The 18,838-nt window shown below is 74.5% G+C and carries 15 protein-coding genes; 5 read left to right on the top strand and 10 right to left on the bottom strand.

The features are described from left to right. Window positions 1–98: 98 nt before the first annotated feature. The 4 genes from ACZ7MX_RS34460 to ACZ7MX_RS34445 all read right to left on the bottom strand — a co-directional run bounded on the left by ACZ7MX_RS34460 (window position 99) and on the right by ACZ7MX_RS34445 (window position 3,867). On the bottom strand, window positions 99–449 hold the full coding sequence (locus ACZ7MX_RS34460; protein WP_472137971.1) for a PRC-barrel domain containing protein: 351 nt from the start codon (window positions 447–449) through the stop codon (window positions 99–101). A gap of 46 nt (window positions 450–495) precedes the next feature. Then, a complete protein-coding gene (locus ACZ7MX_RS34455; RefSeq protein ID WP_472137969.1) occupies window positions 496–666 on the bottom strand; it encodes a hydrophobic protein in 171 nt (56 codons plus the stop codon). A gap of 79 nt (window positions 667–745) precedes the next feature. Continuing rightward, complete coding sequence (locus ACZ7MX_RS34450) at window positions 746–1,243, bottom strand: DUF6328 family protein (protein ID WP_472137968.1); 498 nt, start codon at window positions 1,241–1,243, stop codon at window positions 746–748. A gap of 59 nt (window positions 1,244–1,302) precedes the next feature. Continuing rightward, window positions 1,303–3,867 carry an ATP-dependent Clp protease ATP-binding subunit gene (locus ACZ7MX_RS34445; protein WP_472137966.1) on the bottom strand — a complete coding sequence of 855 codons (2,565 nt, stop codon included), beginning with the start codon at window positions 3,865–3,867 and terminating at the stop codon, window positions 1,303–1,305. 336 nt (window positions 3,868–4,203) lie between these two features. On the opposite strand from ACZ7MX_RS34445, the gene ACZ7MX_RS34440 reads away from it, so the two are divergent. Both ACZ7MX_RS34440 and ACZ7MX_RS34435 read left to right on the top strand, forming a co-directional pair. Then, a complete protein-coding gene (locus ACZ7MX_RS34440; RefSeq protein WP_472137964.1) occupies window positions 4,204–4,842 on the top strand; it encodes a UdgX family uracil-DNA binding protein in 639 nt (212 codons plus the stop codon). 2 nt (window positions 4,843–4,844) lie between these two features. Continuing rightward, complete coding sequence (locus tag ACZ7MX_RS34435; RefSeq protein WP_472137962.1) at window positions 4,845–6,326, top strand: aminotransferase class I/II-fold pyridoxal phosphate-dependent enzyme; 1,482 nt, start codon at window positions 4,845–4,847, stop codon at window positions 6,324–6,326. Window positions 6,327–6,477: 151 nt separating this feature from the next. On the opposite strand, the gene ACZ7MX_RS34430 is transcribed toward ACZ7MX_RS34435, so the two are convergent. Continuing rightward, on the bottom strand, window positions 6,478–8,670 hold the full coding sequence (locus ACZ7MX_RS34430; protein WP_472137960.1) for an FUSC family protein: 2,193 nt from the start codon (window positions 8,668–8,670) through the stop codon (window positions 6,478–6,480). 122 nt (window positions 8,671–8,792) lie between these two features. Here ACZ7MX_RS34430 and ACZ7MX_RS34425 point away from each other — a divergent pair, with 122 nt between their 5' ends. Continuing rightward, window positions 8,793–9,398 carry a PadR family transcriptional regulator gene (locus tag ACZ7MX_RS34425; protein ID WP_472137958.1) on the top strand — a complete coding sequence of 202 codons (606 nt, stop codon included), beginning with the start codon at window positions 8,793–8,795 and terminating at the stop codon, window positions 9,396–9,398. A gap of 234 nt (window positions 9,399–9,632) precedes the next feature. After that, a complete protein-coding gene (locus ACZ7MX_RS34420; protein WP_472137957.1) occupies window positions 9,633–11,129 on the top strand; it encodes a DEAD/DEAH box helicase in 1,497 nt (498 codons plus the stop codon). Window positions 11,130–11,225: 96 nt separating this feature from the next. On the opposite strand, the gene ACZ7MX_RS34415 is transcribed toward ACZ7MX_RS34420, so the two are convergent. The 5 genes from ACZ7MX_RS34415 to ACZ7MX_RS34395 form a co-directional block, all read right to left on the bottom strand. Beyond that, entirely contained in the window at window positions 11,226–12,026 is an 801-nt protein-coding gene (locus tag ACZ7MX_RS34415; protein WP_472137955.1) for a uracil-DNA glycosylase, read from the bottom strand. Window positions 12,027–12,246: 220 nt separating this feature from the next. Beyond that, window positions 12,247–12,954, bottom strand: coding sequence for a pyridoxamine 5'-phosphate oxidase family protein (locus ACZ7MX_RS34410; protein WP_472137953.1), 708 nt, complete (start codon window positions 12,952–12,954; stop codon window positions 12,247–12,249). Between the two features lie 79 nt (window positions 12,955–13,033). After that, window positions 13,034–14,275 carry an ATP-grasp domain-containing protein gene (locus tag ACZ7MX_RS34405; protein WP_472137952.1) on the bottom strand — a complete coding sequence of 414 codons (1,242 nt, stop codon included), beginning with the start codon at window positions 14,273–14,275 and terminating at the stop codon, window positions 13,034–13,036. Window positions 14,276–14,314: 39 nt separating this feature from the next. Beyond that, entirely contained in the window at window positions 14,315–15,550 is a 1,236-nt protein-coding gene (locus ACZ7MX_RS34400; protein WP_472137950.1) for an MFS transporter, read from the bottom strand. 23 nt (window positions 15,551–15,573) lie between these two features. Continuing rightward, on the bottom strand, window positions 15,574–17,193 hold the full coding sequence (locus tag ACZ7MX_RS34395; protein WP_472137948.1) for an AMP-binding protein: 1,620 nt from the start codon (window positions 17,191–17,193) through the stop codon (window positions 15,574–15,576). Between the two features lie 338 nt (window positions 17,194–17,531). Here ACZ7MX_RS34395 and ACZ7MX_RS34390 point away from each other — a divergent pair, with 338 nt between their 5' ends. Further along, entirely contained in the window at window positions 17,532–18,803 is a 1,272-nt protein-coding gene (locus ACZ7MX_RS34390) for a condensation domain-containing protein (RefSeq protein ID WP_472137946.1), read from the top strand. Window positions 18,804–18,838 lie beyond the last annotated feature (35 nt).

The raw sequence follows: 18,838 nt of genomic DNA, 5'->3' as shown, positions 1-18,838 counted from the left end.
AAAGGGAAACTGGAAGAGAGGGGGGGACATGGGGTCGCCCCCTCCCCTTCCTTCTCCCCCCCCCCCGCGCCCGTCGGCGTCCGCCGCGGCCGGCCGGCTCAGGTGTGCGGGGCGCCGTAGTGACCGGCCAGCATCCGGTGGTACTCGTCGTCCCCGATGTGCTTCTCCCGCTCGAACTCTGGGGCGTCCTCGATGTCCTTCTTCGTGCACGCGAGGTAGATCGTGCTGCGGTCCAGGTCGATCGAGGAGATGAGCCCGGCCGGCAGCAGGATCTCCAGGCCGAAGATCCACACCCCGGTGTCGACGACCAGATAGCTGGCCCCGGCCTCGTCGGAGTGCTCGTCGACCGACCCGACGGTGCCGTCGATCGCCTCGACGGCGAAACCGGTGAGATCGGTCCCGGCCACGTACCCCACGCTGTCCTGGTAACCCCAGATGTTCTGCGTCATGGAAACCTCCCCTGTGCGTGCCGGACGACGGCCCGTGAGGCCGGCGCTACCAGCGGTACCAGCGGCCGCGCCCGCCATCCGGCCCGGGCGAGCGGACGAGGAACCCGACCAGCCAGATCGCCAGCGCCACCAGGGCGACGATCCACAGTGCCTTCAGCACGAAGCCCAGCCCGAAGAAGATCAGGACGATGAGCAGGACCAGAAGCAACGGAACCATGGCGTTCGACCTCCGTCTTCGCGGATCCCCCTGTGACCATCATGCCCCCGGCCGCCGGGCCGGGCGCCCGGGGCGGGGCTCACTCCCTCGACGAGTACCGGCGCAGGGCCCACGCCGGCAGCGCGAACCAGCAGAGCGCGAACCAGACGACCATCCCCACCACGATCCAGGGCACGACCGCGTCGCGCATCGCGAGCCGCAGGATCAGCAGCAGCGCCGAGGCGACCGTCGCCAGCAGCAGCACGAGGCCCACCAGCGCCAGCCGCGACGCCCACACCACCGTCTCCGGCTTGAGGCGGTGACCGGTGACCAGCCGGTGGAACGTCACCGTGCCGATCAGTGCGCCCGTGGTGGCCGCGCCCAGCAGCACCGTCACCACGTAGATGAGCTGGTCGGTGTGGCTGAGCGTCGGGAACCGCGGGGTGAAGACCACGGTGAGCAGGAAACCGAAGAGGATCTGCACCCCGGTCTGGATGACCCGCACCTCCTGGAGCAGCTCGATCCACCGCCGGTCGGCCCGTTCCTCCGGCGACTCGTCGCGGCCCTCCGACGTCTGACGCGGCCCCAGTGCCCGCACCGGTCCTCCCTCCGTCCGCCCGTTCCCGAAGGCTCTGCTGCAGCTTCTGCCCCGCCTCGCTACGTCCTTTCGGGTTGGTTGATGCGGAACGTCAGCTCCTGGTCCGCCACCTCCACGCACACCTCGTCGCCCGCGGACAGCGCGCCGTCCAGCAGCAGCCGCGACAGCGCGTTGTCGACCTCGCGCTGGATGGTGCGCCGCAGCGGGCGGGCCCCGTACTCGGGCTGGTGGCCGCGGTGGGTGAGCCAGTCCACGGCCTCCGGGCGGAAGTCCACGGAGATGTCCTGGGCGTGCAGCCGGCGCCGGGTGCCGTCCAGCAGCAGGCCGGTGATCTGCCGCAGCTGCTCGTCGGTGAGCCGGCGGAACACGATGATCTCGTCGAGCCGGTTGAGGAACTCCGGGCGGAAGTGCTCGCGCAGACTGGCCAGCGCCCGCTCCCGGGCCCCGTCACCGGCCTCCGGCCCGGTCATGTCCGGGCCGAAGCCCAGCACCCCGCGCCCGCCGCTGAGCGCCTCCGAGCCCAGGTTGCTGGTCATCACGATGACGGTGTTCTTGAAGTCGACGGTGCGGCCCTGGGAGTCCGTCAGATGCCCGTCGTCAAGCACCTGCAGCAGCATGTTGAAGACGTCCGGGTGGGCCTTCTCCACCTCGTCGAACAGCAGCAGCGAATACGGGTGCAGCCGCACCGCCTCGGTCAGCTGGCCGGCGTCCTCGTGGCCGACGTACCCGGGCGGCGCACCCACCAGCCGGCTGACCGTGTGCCGCTCCTGGTACTCGCTCATGTCCAGCCGCACCATGCGGTCCTCGCTGCCGAACAGCGCCTCGGCGAGCGCCCGGGCCAGCTCCGTCTTGCCCACCCCGGTGGGGCCCAGGAAGAGGAAGCTGCCGATCGGGCGGTCCGGGTCGGAGAGCCCGGCGCGCGACCGCAGGATCGCCTCGGAGACCGCCGTGACGGCGTCGTCCTGCCCGATCACCCGGGTGTGCAGCCGCTCCTCCAGCCCCAGCAGCCGCTCCTTCTCCTCCTGGGTCAGGCTGCTGACCGGCACACCGGTCTGCCGGGACACGATCTCGGCGATGTCCTCGCCGGTGACCGACACGATCCGGCCGTCCCCGCTCGGCGCCGACCCCTGGGCGGCCTCGATCCGCGCGGTCAGCTCCGCGAGCCGGTCCCGCAGTTCGGTCGCCCGCTCGTACTGCTCCGACGCCACCGCCTGGTCCTTGTCCATCGCCAGCTGCTCCACCTCGCGCTCCAGCGCCCGCACGTCGGTGGTCTTGGTGCCCGAGCGCAGCCGCACCCGCGCACCGGCCTGGTCGAGCAGGTCGATGGCCTTGTCGGGCAGGAAGCGGTGGGTGATGTAGCGGTCGGAGAGCTCGACGGCGGCACGCAGCGCCTCGGGGGTGTACCGCACCTGGTGGTGGGCCTCGTAGCGGTCCTGCAGTCCGCGCAGGATGGCCACCGTGTCCTCGACCGTCGGCTCGGGCACCAGGATCGGCTGGAAGCGGCGGGCCAGCGCGGCGTCCTTCTCGATGTGCCGCCGGTACTCCTCCAGCGTGGTCGCGCCGATCACGTGCAGCTCACCGCGGGCCAGGGCGGGCTTGAGCATGTTGCTCGCCTCCAGCGAACCGCCGTCGCCGCTGCCGCCGCCGGCCCCGACGACCGTGTGCAGCTCGTCGATGAAGATGATCAGCGAGTCCGGGTGGGCCCGGACCTCCTCCATGATCGCGTTCATCCGCTCCTCGAAGTCGCCGCGGTAGCGGGTGCCGGCCACGACGGAGGTCAGGTCCAGGGCGACCACCCGGCGGCCCGCCAGGATGTCCGGCACCTCGCCGTCGGCCAGCCGCTGCGCCAGCCCCTCGACGATCGCGGTCTTGCCCACGCCCGCGTCGCCCACCAGCACCGGATTGTTCTTCCCCCGGCGGCAGAGGACCTCGATGGTCTGCTCGATCTGCTCCTCGCGGCCGATCACCGGATCGATCCGGCCGGCCCGGGCGATGTCGGTCAGATCGCGGCTGTACTTGTCGAGGGTCGGGGTGTCGTGCTTGGGCGCGGCGCCGTGCTCGCCCCCGGAGTGGTGCGCGGAGGGGCCGTGACCGCTCTGGGGTGCGGCGTTGGGGTCGAAGTGGGCGAGGTTGAGGATCCGGCCCGCCGCCGAGTCCGGGTTGGCGGCCAGCGCGTCCAGCACGTGTTCCGGGCCGATGTACGACGCGCCGTGGTCCCGCGCCAGGTCGTGCGCGCCCAGCAGCGCCCGCTTCACCGCCGGGGTCACCGCCACGCTGGACTGCCGCGGCCCGCTGCCGGCGCTCCGGTCGATCTCGGCCGCCAGCGCGTCCGGGTCCGCCCCCGACTGCCGCAGCAGGCTCCGGGTCGGCTCCGCGGACAGCGCCGCCCGCAGCAGGTGCTCGGTGCCGAGCTCGGTGCTGCCGTGCTCGGCGGCGTACGAGGCGGCGGAGGTCACCAGGTCCCGGGCGGGCCCGCTCATCAGGCGCGCGATGTCCGCCTGCCGGGGCAGCGGCTGCCCCGCCTCCCCGCCCGTCGACTTCGCGGCGCTGCCGAAGAAGCGCGCGAGGAATTCACCGAACGGGTCCGGGCCGTAACCCTCCGGACCCATGAATCCATTGCTCATGTGTGTCCGTTCCGCTGTCACGGCCGTACCGCGACACGCTGCCTTGGTCGGGTTCGTTCCTGGGCCCGGCCCCGGGGACCGGGCCCGCTGCGGTCGCCCTCGGGCTCCTGTCCCGGCGGGTGCCCGAGCGGCGGGAGGTCACACGTCACGCGCCACTCCACTGCTTCAGGATCGGTTCCGGCCGGGCCATCCGCACCCGGGCGGGCACCCTCCGGCCACCGCGCATCCGGTGCAAAACCGCTGCCCGGGCGTTAACCGCGGCCCGGTCCGGGAACCCGTTGCGGTGGGCCGCCGGGGAAGCGCGGCGGCCGCACGAAGGGGAAGGCGGTGCCGCTCGTGGAGGAGCCTACGGACGCGGGGGAGGGGTACGACGCCACGCCGTACCTGCCCGCCCGCGGCGGTCTGGCGGCGCTGCGGCGGGCCGCGGCCGACTGCCAGGGCTGCCCGCTCTTCCGCGACGCGACGCAGACCGTCTTCGGCGCCGGCAGCGCCTCGGCCCGGACCGTGTTCGTCGGGGAACAGCCGGGTGACCAGGAGGACCGCCAGGGCGAGCCGTTCGTCGGCCCGGCCGGACGGCTGCTGCGCAAGGCGATGAACGAAGGGGGCCTCGACGAGCGCCAGGCGTACTTCACCAACGCCGTCAAGCACTTCAAGTTCACCGTCGCCGCCCGCGGCAAACGCCGCATCCACAAGGCCCCGAGCCTGCGGGAGATGACCGCCTGCCGGCCCTGGCTCAACGCCGAACTGGCCCAACTCGACCCGGAGGTGATCGTGGTGCTCGGCGCCACAGCCGCCAAGACCCTCCTCGGTTCTTCGTTCAGGGTGACGAAGGAGCGGGGCGCACCGATCGAGAGCGAGCGCGGGCTGGTGGTGGCCACCGTCCACCCGTCGTCCGTCCTGCGCTCCGACGACCGCGCCGAGGCCTACGCCGGCCTGGTCTCGGACCTGCGCGTGGTGGCCGGGCTGCTGGAGTAGCCATGGCCGACCACACCACCGCCCCCGTCCTGCAAGCCCTCGCCGACCACCGCACCAAGGGCCGGCTGCCCTTCACCCCGCCCGGCCACAAACAGGCCCGCGGCGCCGACCCGGAGGTACGGGCGGTGCTCGGCGACGCCGTCTTCCGCGGCGACGTCCTCGCCTCCGGAGGGCTCGACGACCGGCGCACCAGGGGAGAGGTGCTGGAGCGCGCCGAACGGCTGATGGCCGACGCGGTGCACGCCGACCACACGTTCTTCTCCACCTGCGGGAGTTCCCTGTCGGTGAAGGCCGCGATGCTGACCGTCGCCGGCCCGCACGAGAAACTGCTGATCGGCCGGGACGCCCACAAATCCGTGGTGTCCGGGCTGATCCTGTCCGGCATCCGGCCGGTGTGGGTGGAGCCCCGCTGGGACGCCGACCGGCACCTGGCCCACGCCCCGTCCGCAAAAGAGTACGAGCGGGCCTTCGCCGCGCACCCCGACGCCCGCGGGGCGCTGGTCACCAGCCCCACCCCGTACGGCACCTGCACCGACCTGCGGGCCCTCGCCGACGTCTGCCACCGCCGGTCCCGCCCGCTGATCGTGGACGAGGCGTGGGGCGCCCACCTGCCGTTCCACCCCGGCCTGCCGTCGTGGGCGATGGACGCCGGGGCCGATGTCTGCGTCACCAGCATCCACAAGATGGGCAGCGGCCTGGAACAGGGCTCGGTCTTCCACCTCCAGGGCGACCTGATCGACCCGGCCAAGCTCAAGATCAGGGCCGATCTGCTGGGCACCACCAGCCCGTCGGTGCTGATCTACGCCGGGCTGGACGGCTGGCGCCGCCAGATGGCCCTGCACGGCCGGGAACTGCTCGGCCGCGCCCTGGACCTGGCCGCCGAGGTCCGCACCGCCGTCGAGGCGATCGACGGACTGCACGTCAACGACCGCGCCGACCTGTGCGGCCCCGGACTCGCCGACGACTTCGACCCGCTGCCCGTCGTCATCGACGTCAGCGGCCTGGGCACGACCGGCTACCGCGCGGCGGACTGGCTCCGCGAACACCGTCACCTCGACGCGCACCTCGCCGACCACCGCCGGATCTCCACCCAGCTCACCCACGCCGACGACGAGGAGACCACCGGCGCCCTGCTGACCGCGCTGAAGGACCTCGCCCACGCGGCGGCGGACCTGCGGCCCGCGCCCAGCGTCCAGGTGCCGGACCCCGAAGGGCTGCGCATGGAACAGACCTGCCTTCCCCGGGACGCCTTCTTCGGCGACACCGAGGACATCCCGCCGGCGGAGGCCGCGGGCCGGGTCGCGGCCGAGATGATCACCCCGTATCCGCCCGGGATCCCGGCCGTGCTGCCCGGTGAGCGGCTCACCGAACCCGTCCTGCGCTATCTGTGCTCCGGCGTCGAGGCGGGCATGAACCTGCCCGACGCCACCGACCCCGGGCTCGGCACGGTCCGCGTGCTGGCCGCATCCGACTCCGCCGGCTGACCGCGCCGGAGCCACACCCACCTCCCCCGGCGCGTCCGGTCACAGCCCCGGACGTCCGCGAGCGCGCCCAGCACCTCCGGCCCGGGGCCGTGCCCGGCGGACGGGCTCCGCGCTGCCCTGACAGATCCGGACCGCCGGGCCCGGACCGACGTCAGATCTCCTCCTGGATGCGGCTCAGATCGGTGGTGAGCCCGTCCAGCCAGATGACCGAGTCCAGCAGCAGTGCCGCGGCCAGCGCCCGGGCCTCCCGGTCCGGGCTGTCCCGCGGGATCCGCTGGACGACCGCCAGCAACCCGCGGAGGTCCAGCGGCGGGCTGCGGTCCGGCGGCGCGATGTGGTCGGCGCCCAGCTGCCGGGCGAGCGCCCGGTAGCCGGCCGCGGTGTCGTCCGCCGCCCGCCGCAGCCGGTCCCCGGTCTCCCGGTGGATGATCCGGCCCGGGCGGCCGGGCAGCAGCCGTTCGCCGCGCCGGGCGTCCGCCGCGGCGACCAGCACCACGGGCCAGTCCGGCTGCCGGGCGGTGCGCTCCCGCGGCTCGCACTGGTACTGGGCCAGGCTCTCCCGCGCCAGCGCCAGCGCACGGTTGATCGCCCCGAGGTCCGCCTCGGCGTCGCGCCCCGGGGTGCCCGGCCCGCCCGTCGCCGTCATGGCACCCGTCCGGTCGGCCCCGGTCCGGTCCACGACGCGGTCGGCGGTCCGCCCGATGGACGCGGCGATCGCCGCGGACAGCGCCGCCATGCTGCGCCGCAGCTCTCTCCCCGCGCCCCGCGGCCAGGCCACCAGGCCGCAGATCAGCCCGATGACGCTGCCCGTCAGGACGTCGGTCAGCCGGACCGGCGCGAGGTGCCAGGTGACCCGGGAGACCTGCGCGAACAGCGTGGCGACGACCAGGGTGAACCCGCCCTGCGCCCAGGCGAGCCCGCGCAGCGGCCCCAGCGTGAACGCCAGCAGCATCACCAGCGGCAGCAGGACCGCGTACACCGCCGCCCGGTCGTCCACCAGGACCAGCAGCCCACCGGCCAGTACCGCGCCGGCCAGGGTGCCCAGCAGAGCCTGCCGGATCGCGGAGCGGGTCTCCAGGCTCGTCGTCCGGGTGAGCGTCAGGGTCGCCAGCAGTACCCAGAAGCCGTGCTGGAGGTCGAGCACCCCGGCGACCGCCCGGGCCGCGGCCAGCCCGAGCGCGAACCGGCAGGCGTTCTGGAAGATCACCGAACGCGGCGTGAGGTGGCTGGTCAGCCGGAGCCACCACAGCGCGGGGGCGTGCACGCGGGCGTAGCCGAAGGCGTGCCCGGCGGTGTCCCGGTCGACGCTGCGGTCGCCGAACAGCAGCCGGGTGGCCAGCACCAGTACGACGGTGGCGTCCGCGGCCTGCACCACCAGCGACCGGCGGCGCAGATAGACCAGCCGGTCGTCGGCGTCCAGCCGCTCCAGGGTGTCCAGGGCCTGGTGGGTGCGCACGGGCCCCAGCTCGCGCTCCAGGTCCGCGGCCTGCGGCCCCTGCCCGGGCCGCAGCCTGCGGCCGTCGCGGAGCGCCCGGGCGGCCCCGCGGGCGGCCTCGCCGATGCCGGTCAGCAGGGCGACCGTCTCGGGCCGGTAGGCGCGGTGCGCGTCCTCGGCGGTGTGCAGGGCGTCGAGCCGGGCCAGCAGGGTGCGGGCCGCCTCGGCGGCGTGCTGCATGGCCTTGTGGGCGACGGTGGGGGAGGCGGGCCGGTCGGCCGGCGGGACCCGGGACGGCCGCAGCGCGTCGGCGGCGGACCGGGCCCGGTCCAGCAGCGGTCCGGGAGCCGGCGCGCCGTGCAGCTCGGCGAGGTCCGCGGCCGCGTCGGCGGCCCCGGCCAGCAGCCGGCGGAACGGCGGGGTGTCCGGTTCGGGCAGCAGGAACCGCTGGGCGGCCGCGAGCAGGGCCGCACCCAGCAGGAAACCGGCCAGCCGCTGGCCCAGCAGCTCAGGGGCGTACGGCGGGAAGCACGGCAGGATGTAGAGCAGCTGCATACCGGGGGCCGCCCCGGCGATCCGCGGGCCGGTGGTCCCCGCGTAGGCGATGACGAAGCCGACGACGAGCATGCCGAGGACCGCGGCCCAGGTCCGTACCGCCAGCAGCGTGCCCAGGGTGAGCAGCAGCAGACCGGCCGGGACCGCGGTGAGCACGGTCGCGGCCCGCTGCCGCCCGGACCCGGGGATGCGGGCGAGCGCGCCCAGCGACACCGCGGTGAAGGCGGCGTACACCGCCATCGCGGTCAGGCCGAGCCCGTAGCGGCAGAGGTAGAAGCCGACGCAGGCCGCGGTGGTCACACGGACCGCGTTGCCCACCACCGAGCGGTGCCCGCGCAGGCCCTGGATGCTCACCTTTCCACTATTGGCCGACCGGCCGCGGTCCGCACCGCGCGCCGCGGCCCGGGGCCCCGGCGCAAGGGAGTTGGCGCCTTCCGGACCCGGCCGTGGCGGCGCCGGACCGTAGACTGCGCAACGTGACGGAGAAGAAGCCGGACGCGGCGGACGCCGGCGACGCGGAGCGGCCGGAGCTGCCGGCCACCGGCTGGGCGGTGCTCGGACTGCTCTCCTTCGGCGAGGAGCTGTCCGGCTACGACCTGAAGAAGTGGTCGGACCGGTCGCTGCGCTTCTTCTACTGGAGCCCGTCCTTCAGCCAGATCTACGGCGAGCTCAAGCGCCTGGAGAAGGCCGGTTACGTCAGCTCGCGGACGGTCGCCCAGGAGACCGGCCACCGCGACAAGCGGGTCTATGTGATCACCGACGAGGGGATGGCGGCGGTCCGCCGGTGGGCCCGCGAGGCGCCGGTGGAGCCCCCGGTCCTCAAACACGGGGTGATGCTGCGGCTGTGGCTCGGCCATCTGCTGGAGGACGACCGGATGCGGGAAGTCCTGGGCCGGCACCGGGAGTTCGCCGAGACGATGCGGCAGCGCGCCGAGGCCGACGCGGCGGCCGCCCGCGACGCGGAGGCCCGGTCGGGTCCGGCGCTGGTGCTGAAGTGGTCCGAGCGGTTCTATGCCGCCGAGCGCGACCTCGCCGATGCGATGCTGGCCGACCTGGAGGAACGGGACCGCGGACGCCCGTAGGGGCCCCGGCGCGCAGGGGAGTCGAACGGCTCTGACATGATCACCGGACTGCTGTGAGCGGCCGGCGTGCTAGGGTGCCAGGGTTGCAGTTCGGTACCCATGATCATGATGTGCGCCTGACGGGAATGGTCCGCAGGCGCACTTGCTGTTTTCCGGCCGGTTCACGCCTTTCCGGATGGGGGCTCGTCGGGCCCCGGCCCCGTACTGTCCCAGGCCCCCTGGAAAGGAACCCCATTGGCTCGCTCCGCACGCCCGCACCGCACCGGTACGCCCCGGCCCGCCGGATCCGGAAACCCCCGGCGCAGGAACTCCCCGGGCAAGGCCGCGGGCACGTCCGGCGGGAAGGCGGCGGGCGGGAAGGCCACGGCCCGCAAGGCCGCCCCGCCGCAGGAATTCACCGTGCCCGACCCGGTGGTCCCCGCGCTGCCCGCCGTCGCGTCCTTCGCGGAGCTCGACCTGCCGGCGGCCCTGCAGAAGACGCTCACGGCACAGGGCGTGACCGAGCCGTTCCCCATCCAGGCCGCCACCCTGCCCAACTCGCTCGCCGGCCGCGACCTCCTCGGCCGCGGCCGCACCGGCTCCGGCAAGACGCTCGCCTTCGGGCTGTCGCTGCTGGCCCGCACCGCCGGGCTGCGGGCCACCCCGCGCGCACCGCTCGCCCTGGTCCTGGTGCCCACCCGCGAACTCGCCCAGCAGGTCACCGACGCGCTGCTGCCGTACGCCACCTCCGTGCAGCTGCGCATCGCGACCGTGGTGGGCGGGATGTCGATCACCAAGCAGGCCGCCGCGCTGCGCCGCGGCGCCGAGGTGCTGGTCGCCACCCCCGGGCGGCTCAAGGACCTCATCGAGCGCGGCGACTGCGTGCTCGGACAGGTGCGCCTGACCGTGCTCGACGAGGCCGACCAGATGGCCGACATGGGCTTCCTGCCGCAGGTCACGGCGCTCCTCGCGCAGGTCGAGCCGGGCGGGCAGCGGATGCTGTTCTCGGCCACCCTGGACCGGAACGTGGACCGGCTGGTCCGGCAGTTCCTGACCGACCCGGTCGTGCACTCCGTCGACCCGTCGGCGGGCGCGGTCGCCACGATGGAGCACCATGTGCTGCACCTCGCGGACGAGACCGACAAGAAGGCCGTCGCGCTGCGGATCGCGGCCCGTGACGGCCGGGTGATCCTCTTCGTCGACACCAAGCGCGCCGCCGACCGCTTCGCCAAGCGCCTGCTGGCAAGCGGGGTGCGCGCGGCGGCGCTGCACGGCGGCCGCACCCAGCCGCAGCGCAACCGCACCCTGGACCAGTTCAAGAACGGCCAGGTCACCGCGCTGGTGGCGACCAATGTCGCGGCCCGCGGCATCCACGTCGACGCGCTCGACCTGGTCGTCAACGTCGATCCGCCGGCCGACCACAAGGACTATCTGCACCGCGGCGGCCGCACCGCCCGGGCCGGGGAGTCCGGCCGGGTGGTCACGCTGGTGCTGCCCGACCAGAAGCGCGAGATGACCCGGCTGATGCGGGACGCCGGGATCACCCCGGCGACCACCCGCCTCAAGTCCAGCGACGAGGAACTGGTCCGCCTCACGGGGGCGCGCGAGCCGTCCGGTGTCGCGGTCACCATCGAGGTTCCGGCACAGGCCACGGCCGCGAAGGCGCCGGCCGCGCGCACCACCCGGTCCCGCGCGGGCCGCCCGCCGCGCCGGGGCCGCGGCCGCGGCGGCCGCCGCCCGGTCGCGCAGTAGCCGCGGCACGGCCCGGCCGCACCGCCGGGCCACCTCGAAGCGATGCGGCCGTACGGGATGTCATCTCCCGTACGGCCGCGGGCAGTTGGGCGGGCGTCAGGGCCGCCGGGGCGAGGAGCCGGACAGTCCGGCCACGTCGGCGGCGCGGCTGAGCAGGTCGACGAGCATGTCGAAGGTGAGCTTGCCGGTGAAGGTGTTGCGCTGGCTGGGGTGGTAGCTCCCCAGGACCTTCAGTGCGGGCCGCCGGCCGGTGGCGGGCAGGGTCAGCTCGGCGCCGTGGCCGAACGCGGGGCGCGGACGGGGGATCGGCCAGCCCGCCTCGCCGAGCACGGGCAGCAGCGCCTGCCAGCCGAAGGCCCCGAGCGCCACGACCGCCCGCAACGTCGGGGCGAGCAGCTCCAGTTCGGCGGCCAGCCAGGGCCGGCAGGTGCCCCGCTCGGCCGGGGTCGGCTTGTTCTCCGGCGGGGCGCAGTGCACCGGCGCGGTCACCCGCACCCCGTACAGCTCCAGGCCGTCGTCCCGGTGCGTGGCGGTGGGTTGTGAGGCGAGGCCCACCGCGTGGAGCGCGGCGAACAGGAAGTCCCCCGAGGCGTCCCCGGTGAACATCCGGCCGGTGCGGTTGCCGCCGTGCGCGGCCGGTGCCAGGCCGACGACCGCCAGCGCGGCGTCCTCGGGCCCGAAGCCGGGGACCGGCCGCCCCCAGTACTCCCAGTCCCGGAACGCCGCACGGGGGTGCGCGGCGACCTGCTCGCGCCAGGCCACCAGCCGGGGGCAGGCGCGGCAGCGGGCGATCTGGCCGTCCAGTTCGGCAAGTCCGCGGCACCGCGCCGCCCGATGGGCGGGGAAGTTCACCTCGCCGGTGTCCGGCGGCGGCCCGTCGGGTCCCGTCTCGTCCATCCCTCCACGCTAGGGCCTGTCGTCAAATTCCCGTCGTTGCCCGAAGGGCGGCAGCGCGGCGTCTGGTGCGTGCTCTGGGGGTCCCCCCGGCCGAAGGCTGGGGGAGTGCCGGGTGGAAGTCCTCGTACTGGAGTACTTGGGCTTTCGCTCGGTGCGGCGAGAGTGCGTGCCAGGCGTCGCGGGGCAGACGGGAATTTGACGACAGGCCCTAGAGGACCCGTCAGCCGTTTCGTGGCGCCCCGGTGGCCAGCGCGGTGAGGTGTGCGGGCGGGGTGATGCCGGCGGGCAGCAGCGGGTCGGCCTCCGGCGGGCCCCAGGTGGTGTGCAGCGGCAGCACCCCCGCCCACAGGCCGAGCGCGGCGTCGGGCCCGTCGCCGTCGTCCGGCGGTCCGGTACGGACCTTCACGGACGCCTCGTCGAGGGAGAGCGCCAGCAGCGCGGTCGCGGCGAGCTCCTTGCGGTGGGGGCGGCGGGCGTAGTCCCACTGGCCCGGCGCGGCCTGCTCGGTCAGGCAGCGCAGCCCGGCCAGCTTCTCCTCGGGGTCGGTGACCGGGCGCGGGGTGCCGATCACCATCGCGCTGCGGTAGTTGACGCCGTGTTCGAAGACGGAACGGGCAAGCACCAGGCCGTCGACATGGGTGACGGTGACGCAGACCTCGGCCGCGGGTGAGGCGATCAGGCTGCGGCTGGCGACCGAGCCGTGGACGTAGAGCGTGCTGCCGTCCGCGCCGTAGACCGTGGGGACGACCAGCGGTGTGCCGTCCACCAGCACGCCGAGGTGGCAGAGGAAGCCGTCGGCCAGGACGGCGTCGAGCGCCGCGCGGTCGGTGCGGCCCTGCTCGCGCAGCCGGCGGTGGCGGGTGCGCGCGGTCTGCGACAGGCCGCGGGCGGGCCGGGCCGCCATGGAGGCATCGTCTTCTGATTCCATGGCCTCTTATCTACAGGGCGGCGGAATTCGTTGTCCAGATCTTTTGATGCGACGGATTCGGTAGGTCTTTCGCGGTCGCTCACCAGCGGGTCGCAAGCTCCACCGTGACGGACTCCAGCGCCGCGGCCGCCGCCTTGTTGACCTCGGTGGCGGTGTCGGCCCGGAGCATGATCCGGCCGATCCGGCCGAGGTTGTCGTGCGGGGCGCCGACCTGGTCGCCGGGCAGCTTCGACAGGGCGGTGGCGACGATGTGCTCTCCCCGGGGGAGGGCACCGACCCGGCGCAGGGTGCCGGCCTCCGGCGCGGTGAGGAAACGGATCGCGGCGGCCGCCGCCCGGCGCGGCGTCACGTCGGGGCGTTCGCCCAGCGCGGCCTGGAGGCAGGCGCGGGCCATGTCGATGCCGAGCGCCTCCTCGACCAGCTTCATGATGTGGTCGCCCGGGGGCCGGGCGCCCACTTCGAGGACGTACGGGCGGCCCCGGGGGCCGATCTTCACCTCGGTGTGCGCGACGCCGTGGCGCAGGCCCAGGGCCGTGCACGCCGCGGTGGCCGCCGCGAGGACCTCCGCCCGGACGTCGTGGGGGAGTTCGGCGGGCACCGTGTGGCCCAGTTCGGCGCGGTGGGTGCCGTCGGTGGTGAACTTCTCGGTGACCGCGAGGTGGTGGGGCTCGCCGCCGGCCACGATCGTCTCGACGCTGAACTCCTCGCCGGGCACGTACTCCTGCGCCAGCAGCGTGCGGTCCAGGGCGATGCCGTGCGAGGGCTTGTGCGTCTCGGAGCCGGCGAGGCCGGCGGCGGCCGGGAGTCCGGCGGCCGACCGGACGACGGACACCCCGATCGAGGCGGCGTTCTCCGCCGGTTTGACGACGAGTGGGAAGGACAGCTGCGCGTCCGCGATCCGGCGGGCCAGGGCCGCGGCGTCCGGCGCCGCCACCGTGCGCGGGGCGGGTACGCCGCGGGCCGCGAACGCCTCGGCCATCAGGTGCTTGTTGCGCCCGGCTTCGGCGAGTTCGGGCCGGTGGCCGGGCAGGCCCAGGTCCGCGGCGAGCCGGGTGGCGAGCGGGGTGAGGAACTCCCAGCAGGGGACGACGGCGGCCACGCCGTGGGCGCGGCAGAAGGCGGCCAGTTCGGCGCGGGCGGCCGCGGGGTCACCGAAGTCGGTGAAGACCGGCGCGGCGATCCGTGCCTTCAGTTCGGGGCGGTAGCGCGCGTACACGTCCTCGTGGGTGGCGGCGTAGGCCGTGAGGCCCAGGCCGGCGGCCGCGGTCAGCAGGTCCTCGCCCGCGGCGACATCGGGCTCGATCAGCAGGACTTTCTTCACGTGCGGTTCCTTCCGGTGCGCGGTGCGGCGGTTCGCCGGTCAGCCGGTGGCGCGGCGGCGCAGCGCCGGTGCCAGGGACAGCTGGCCGGCCGCGGCGAGCAGGCACAGGGCGACGCAGGTCAGCCAGAGGACGGGGGCGCTGAGGGTGAGCAGACGGGTGCCGGCGACGGGGGCGATCAGGAAGCCGGTGCCCCAGGCCATGCCGATCACGCCGTTGTAGCGGCCGCGCAGCGGGGCCGGCGCCAGATCGGCGACGACCGCCGCGGTGACCGCGAAGACCAGGATCTCGCCGACCGTGGAGACCGCGACGGCCAGCGCGTATCCGGTGGTGGCAGAGGCGGTGGCCGCCACCGCGTTGCCGCCTGCCGCGAGGGCGAACCCGGCGGCCAGGACCCGGCTCTTGTCGTGGGCGGCCAGCCGGTGGCCGATCAGCGGCTGCAGGGCGATCACGACGGCGCCGTTGACGCCCATCACCAGGCCGTACGCGCCGCTGGACAGGCCGGTGCCGCGCATCGCCAGCGGCAGGGTGGCGAACGCCTGCTGGAAGACGACCGCGTAGACCACGATGATCCCGGCGAAGGCGAGCATGGTGCGGTCGGCGAGGACGGTGCGGTAGCTGCCGGCGGTGCGGTCCCGGGCGGCCGGTCGGGTCTCCGGGACCGCCAGCCACACCAGCACCCCGAAGAACGTACAGGCGCCCGCGTCGATCCAGAAGATCAACTCGTAGCCGTGGGAGGCGAGCCGGCCGCCCAGCACCATGGCGACCGAGAAGCCGAGGTTGACCGCCCAGAGCAGCAGTCCGAAGGCGCGGGTGCGGTCGGCGGCGGGCACCGCGTCGGCGACCAGGGCCTGGGCGGCGGGGCGGAAGAGGTCGAGGGTGACGCCGAGCGTGAAGCACGCGGGGAGCAGCACGGTCAGGCCGTGGGCGTGGCCGAGGGTGAGCAGGGTCGCGCCGTTCGCCAGCATCCCGCCGGTCAGCGCCACCCGGCGGCCGAACCGGTCGGCGAGGAAGCCGCCCAGCGGCTGGGAGACGACCGAGCCGATGCCGACCACCGCGAGGATCAGCCCGGTGTCGGCGAGCGGGAGGCCGCGGACGCCGGTCAGATAGAGGCTGAGGAACGGATTGACCATCGAGCCCAGGCGGTTGACCAGCGAGCCGCCCCACAGCACCCAGAACGCGGCGGGCAGTCCGCCCGCCCGCACCCGGACGTAGCGGCGCAGCCGGCCGGGTGCGGGCGCCCCGGGCACCGGTGCGGGGGCGTCGGTGCTGCTCACGGGTACCTCCTGCGGGTGGTCGGTCACTGCGGGCCGCCGCCGGGCACGGCCGGTGCCGCGCCCCGGGCGGCGGCGTCCGCCAGGGCCGCGCGGTCGACCTTGCCGTTCGCCGTGACGGGCAGCGCGTCCAGCAGCTGGATCTGCTGCGGGACCATGTACGGCGGCAGGGTCTCGGCGCAGAACTCCCGCAGCGCGCCGGCGTCCGGCGGGGTCGGGCCGGCGCCGGGGACCACGAAGGCGGTGAGTTCGAGGCCGCCGCCGGGGAGGGGCAGGGCCAGTGCGGTCGCGGCGGCGGCACCGGGGAACTCCGTCAACCGCCGCTCCACCTCGGCGAGTTCGATGCGATTGCCGTTGATCTGCACCTGGGAGTCGGTCCGGCCGCAGAAGTAGTACTCACCGCGCTCGCCGCGTACGGCCAGGTCGCCGGTGCGCAGGACGACCTGGCCGGACTGCGGGCACAGCGGGTCGGGGACCAGCGCGGCGCGGGTGGCCTCCGGGTCGTCCCAGTACCCGGAGAACAGCGCGGGACTGCGCAGATGGAGCTCCCCGGGCACCCCCGGCCGGTCGACGACCGCCCCCGACGCGTCGACGAGCAGCAGCTCCGCGCCGGGGTGGGCGACGCCGATGGACAGCCGCTCCACGTCGTCCGGCAGCGGGCGCGGCACGTCCTCGAAGGAGCAGGCCATCGACTCGGTGGCGCCGTAGCAGTTGATGATGCGGGCCGCGGGCAGCAGTTCCTGGAGCCGGCGCAGTTCGGGCAGCGGGAACTCCTCACCGCAGAACAGCACCGAACGCAGCCGGTCGAGGGCGGCCAGCCGCTCCGGCTCGTACCGCAGCGACTGCCGCCAGATCGAGGGGACGCCGTTGACCTGGGTGGCGCCGGTCTCCCGCAGCACCCGCAGCAGATGCCGGGGCCAGCGCACCAGGTGCGGCGGGACCGGGACGACGGCGGCGCCGCTGCCCAGCGCCAGACCGATGTTGAGCAGCGAGAAGTCGAACTGCAGCGGTGAGGTGCTGGCGATGCGGTCCTCGGGCGTGGCGATCCGGTGCGCCAGCATGCCCCGGTAGAAGGCGGTCACCGCGCGGTGGCTCATCACCACGCCCTTGGGCCGCCCCGTGGTGCCGGAGGTGAAGACGAGGTACGCGGGGTCGGTGACGCAGGGCACCCGGCGGCGGGGCCGGTGGGCTGCGGGGGCACGCTCGACGGTCAGTCCGTCCGGGCCGAACCGGGCGGTGCCGAGGGCCGGCGGGAGGTCCGTCCGGGTGCCGTCCGCGGCCTGGAGGTGGAGCGCGGGCCGGGCGGTGGCGAGGATCGACTCCAGCCGCCGGCGCGGGGTTTCGGGGCTCACCGGGACGAAGGTGAGGCCGGCCCGGGAGCAGGCGAGGAGTGCCGCGACGGCCCGGGCGGTGGTGTCGGACTCCAGGACCACCCGCGAGCCGGTCTCGATGCCGAGCGCGCCGAGACCGTCCGTGTACGCGTCCACCAGGGCGGCGAGTGCGGCGTAGGTGGTGACGGTGGTCGTACCGGGCCGGTCGGACTCGATCACGGCGGGGGCGTCGGGGGTGCGCCGGGCGGCGGCGAGCAGGAAGTCGTGGAGGAATTCCCCGCCCGGACCGGCGGAGGCGGAGGGCGGCTGACTCACGGTGCTCACGGTGCGGAAGACCCCTCGTGGTGTACGGGAACGGTGAATCCGGGGCAGCCGGAACGGACATGACGATCCGTCGGCTCGCGGACGGCGTGCGCGGCGGCGCCCCGGGAAGCGCCCGGCCGAAACGGCCGAAGCGCCCTCCATCCTTCCGCAGAACGGAAGTTGGATTTCGAAAGGTGACGATCAGGCTCTCATGGGCGCGGCGGCGTTGGTGTGTGAGGTGGGTCACGTTTCGCGGCCTTCGCCGTCCGATCGACCTGGACAGACTTCAACAGCTTGTGGCAGCGTCAGCCGTGCACGGAATTCACCTTTCGCATGATGGAAGTGCAGCAATGGGGGAACATATGCTCGCGGCCGGACCGCTCTCGCTCGGCCAGCTCTCGGTGTGGCACGACATCCGCGACCTGCCGGCCCACCGGCGGTACGAACCGAACAACGCCGCCGCCTGGCCGCTGCCCCGCGGCACCGACGCCGCACAGGTCCGCACCGCACTCCGTACCCTCGCCGCCCGGCACCCCTCGCTGCGCACCCGCTACGACCTCGAAAACGCCGACGCACCACGCCAGTTGACGCCCGACGCCGACACCGACGACACCCTGCCTGCCGTATCCGACGACGGCACCGCGCCCGACCGCCGCGCCGCCGAACTGGCCCACGAGCCCTTCGACCTCGGCCGGCAGCACGGCTGGCGGGCCCGGCTGCTGACCCGCGACGGCACCCCCACCCACCTGCTGTTCGCCAAACACCACATCACCGCCGATGCCTGGGCCCAGGAACTCCTGCACCGGGAATTCCGGCAGGCGCTCACCGACCCCGACGGCCTCGGCCCCACCCTGCCCGGCCCCGCCGACCTCGCCGCGGAACAGTACGGCCCCGCCGGACTCCGCCGGCAGGCCGCCGCCCTGGAGCACTGGACCCAGCTGCTCTCCCACGCCCCGCCGGCCGCCCTGCCCCGCACCGGAGCGGCGGGCGGCACCGTCCAGGCCACCCTGTACTCCGCGGCCGCCCGCCCGGCCGCACACGCCCTCGCCGCACGCGCCCGGGTCTCCGTCGCCAGCGTCGTCCTCGCCGCCTACGTCCGCAGCGTCGCCCGCCGATGCGGCACCGACACCCTGCTCGTCCACCTGATGAGCGCCAACCGCTTCGCCGGCCGCTGGAAGACCGTGGTCACCTCGATGAACCAGTGGGTCCCCGCGCTCGTCGAACAGGCCCGCACCGACGACCTGGTCAAGCTCGCCGACGCGGTGCACTGGAGCGGCCTGACCGCCTTCCGGCACGGCATGCACGACGTCACCGCGGTCGCCGCCCTACGGACCCGGACGCCCGACGCCGCCGAACCGGCCTGCGCCTTCAACTACGTGGCCACCCCCGGCGGTTCACCGCTCGACGCCCCACCCCCGCAGGCCCCGCAGGACGCCCGTCAACCCACCCTCACCTGGGAGGAACCCTTCACCACCATCGGGCCGCGCTGTTACGCCCGCGCCCTGGAGACCGACGCCGGGCTCTCGGTCCGGCTCACCGCGAAGGACCTCGGCCGCGAGCAGTGCGCCGAACTGCTCCGCGACCTGCACGACGGCCTGCTCACCGCCGCCGGGCGGCCCTGAGGCGGCACCGCCCACCCCCACCGGCCCCGGCAGCC

This window comes from Streptomyces sp. NPDC107765 (assembly GCF_055657085.1).
This window is presented reverse-complemented; position numbering and strand designations above follow the sequence as displayed.

Coding starts and splice junctions, on each gene's coding strand:
- ACZ7MX_RS34460 (WP_472137971.1), bottom strand. CDS start 449: ATGACGCAGAACATCTGGGGTTACCAGGACAGCGTGGGGTACGTGGCC.
- ACZ7MX_RS34455 (WP_472137969.1), bottom strand. CDS start 666: ATGGTTCCGTTGCTTCTGGTCCTGCTCATCGTCCTGATCTTCTTCGGG.
- ACZ7MX_RS34445 (WP_472137966.1), bottom strand. CDS start 3,867: ATGAGCAATGGATTCATGGGTCCGGAGGGTTACGGCCCGGACCCGTTC.
- ACZ7MX_RS34435 (WP_472137962.1), top strand. CDS start 4,845: ATGGCCGACCACACCACCGCCCCCGTCCTGCAAGCCCTCGCCGACCAC.
- ACZ7MX_RS34415 (WP_472137955.1), bottom strand. CDS start 12,026: ATGGACGAGACGGGACCCGACGGGCCGCCGCCGGACACCGGCGAGGTG.
- ACZ7MX_RS34410 (WP_472137953.1), bottom strand. CDS start 12,954: ATGGAATCAGAAGACGATGCCTCCATGGCGGCCCGGCCCGCCCGCGGC.
- ACZ7MX_RS34390 (WP_472137946.1), top strand. CDS start 17,532: ATGGGGGAACATATGCTCGCGGCCGGACCGCTCTCGCTCGGCCAGCTC.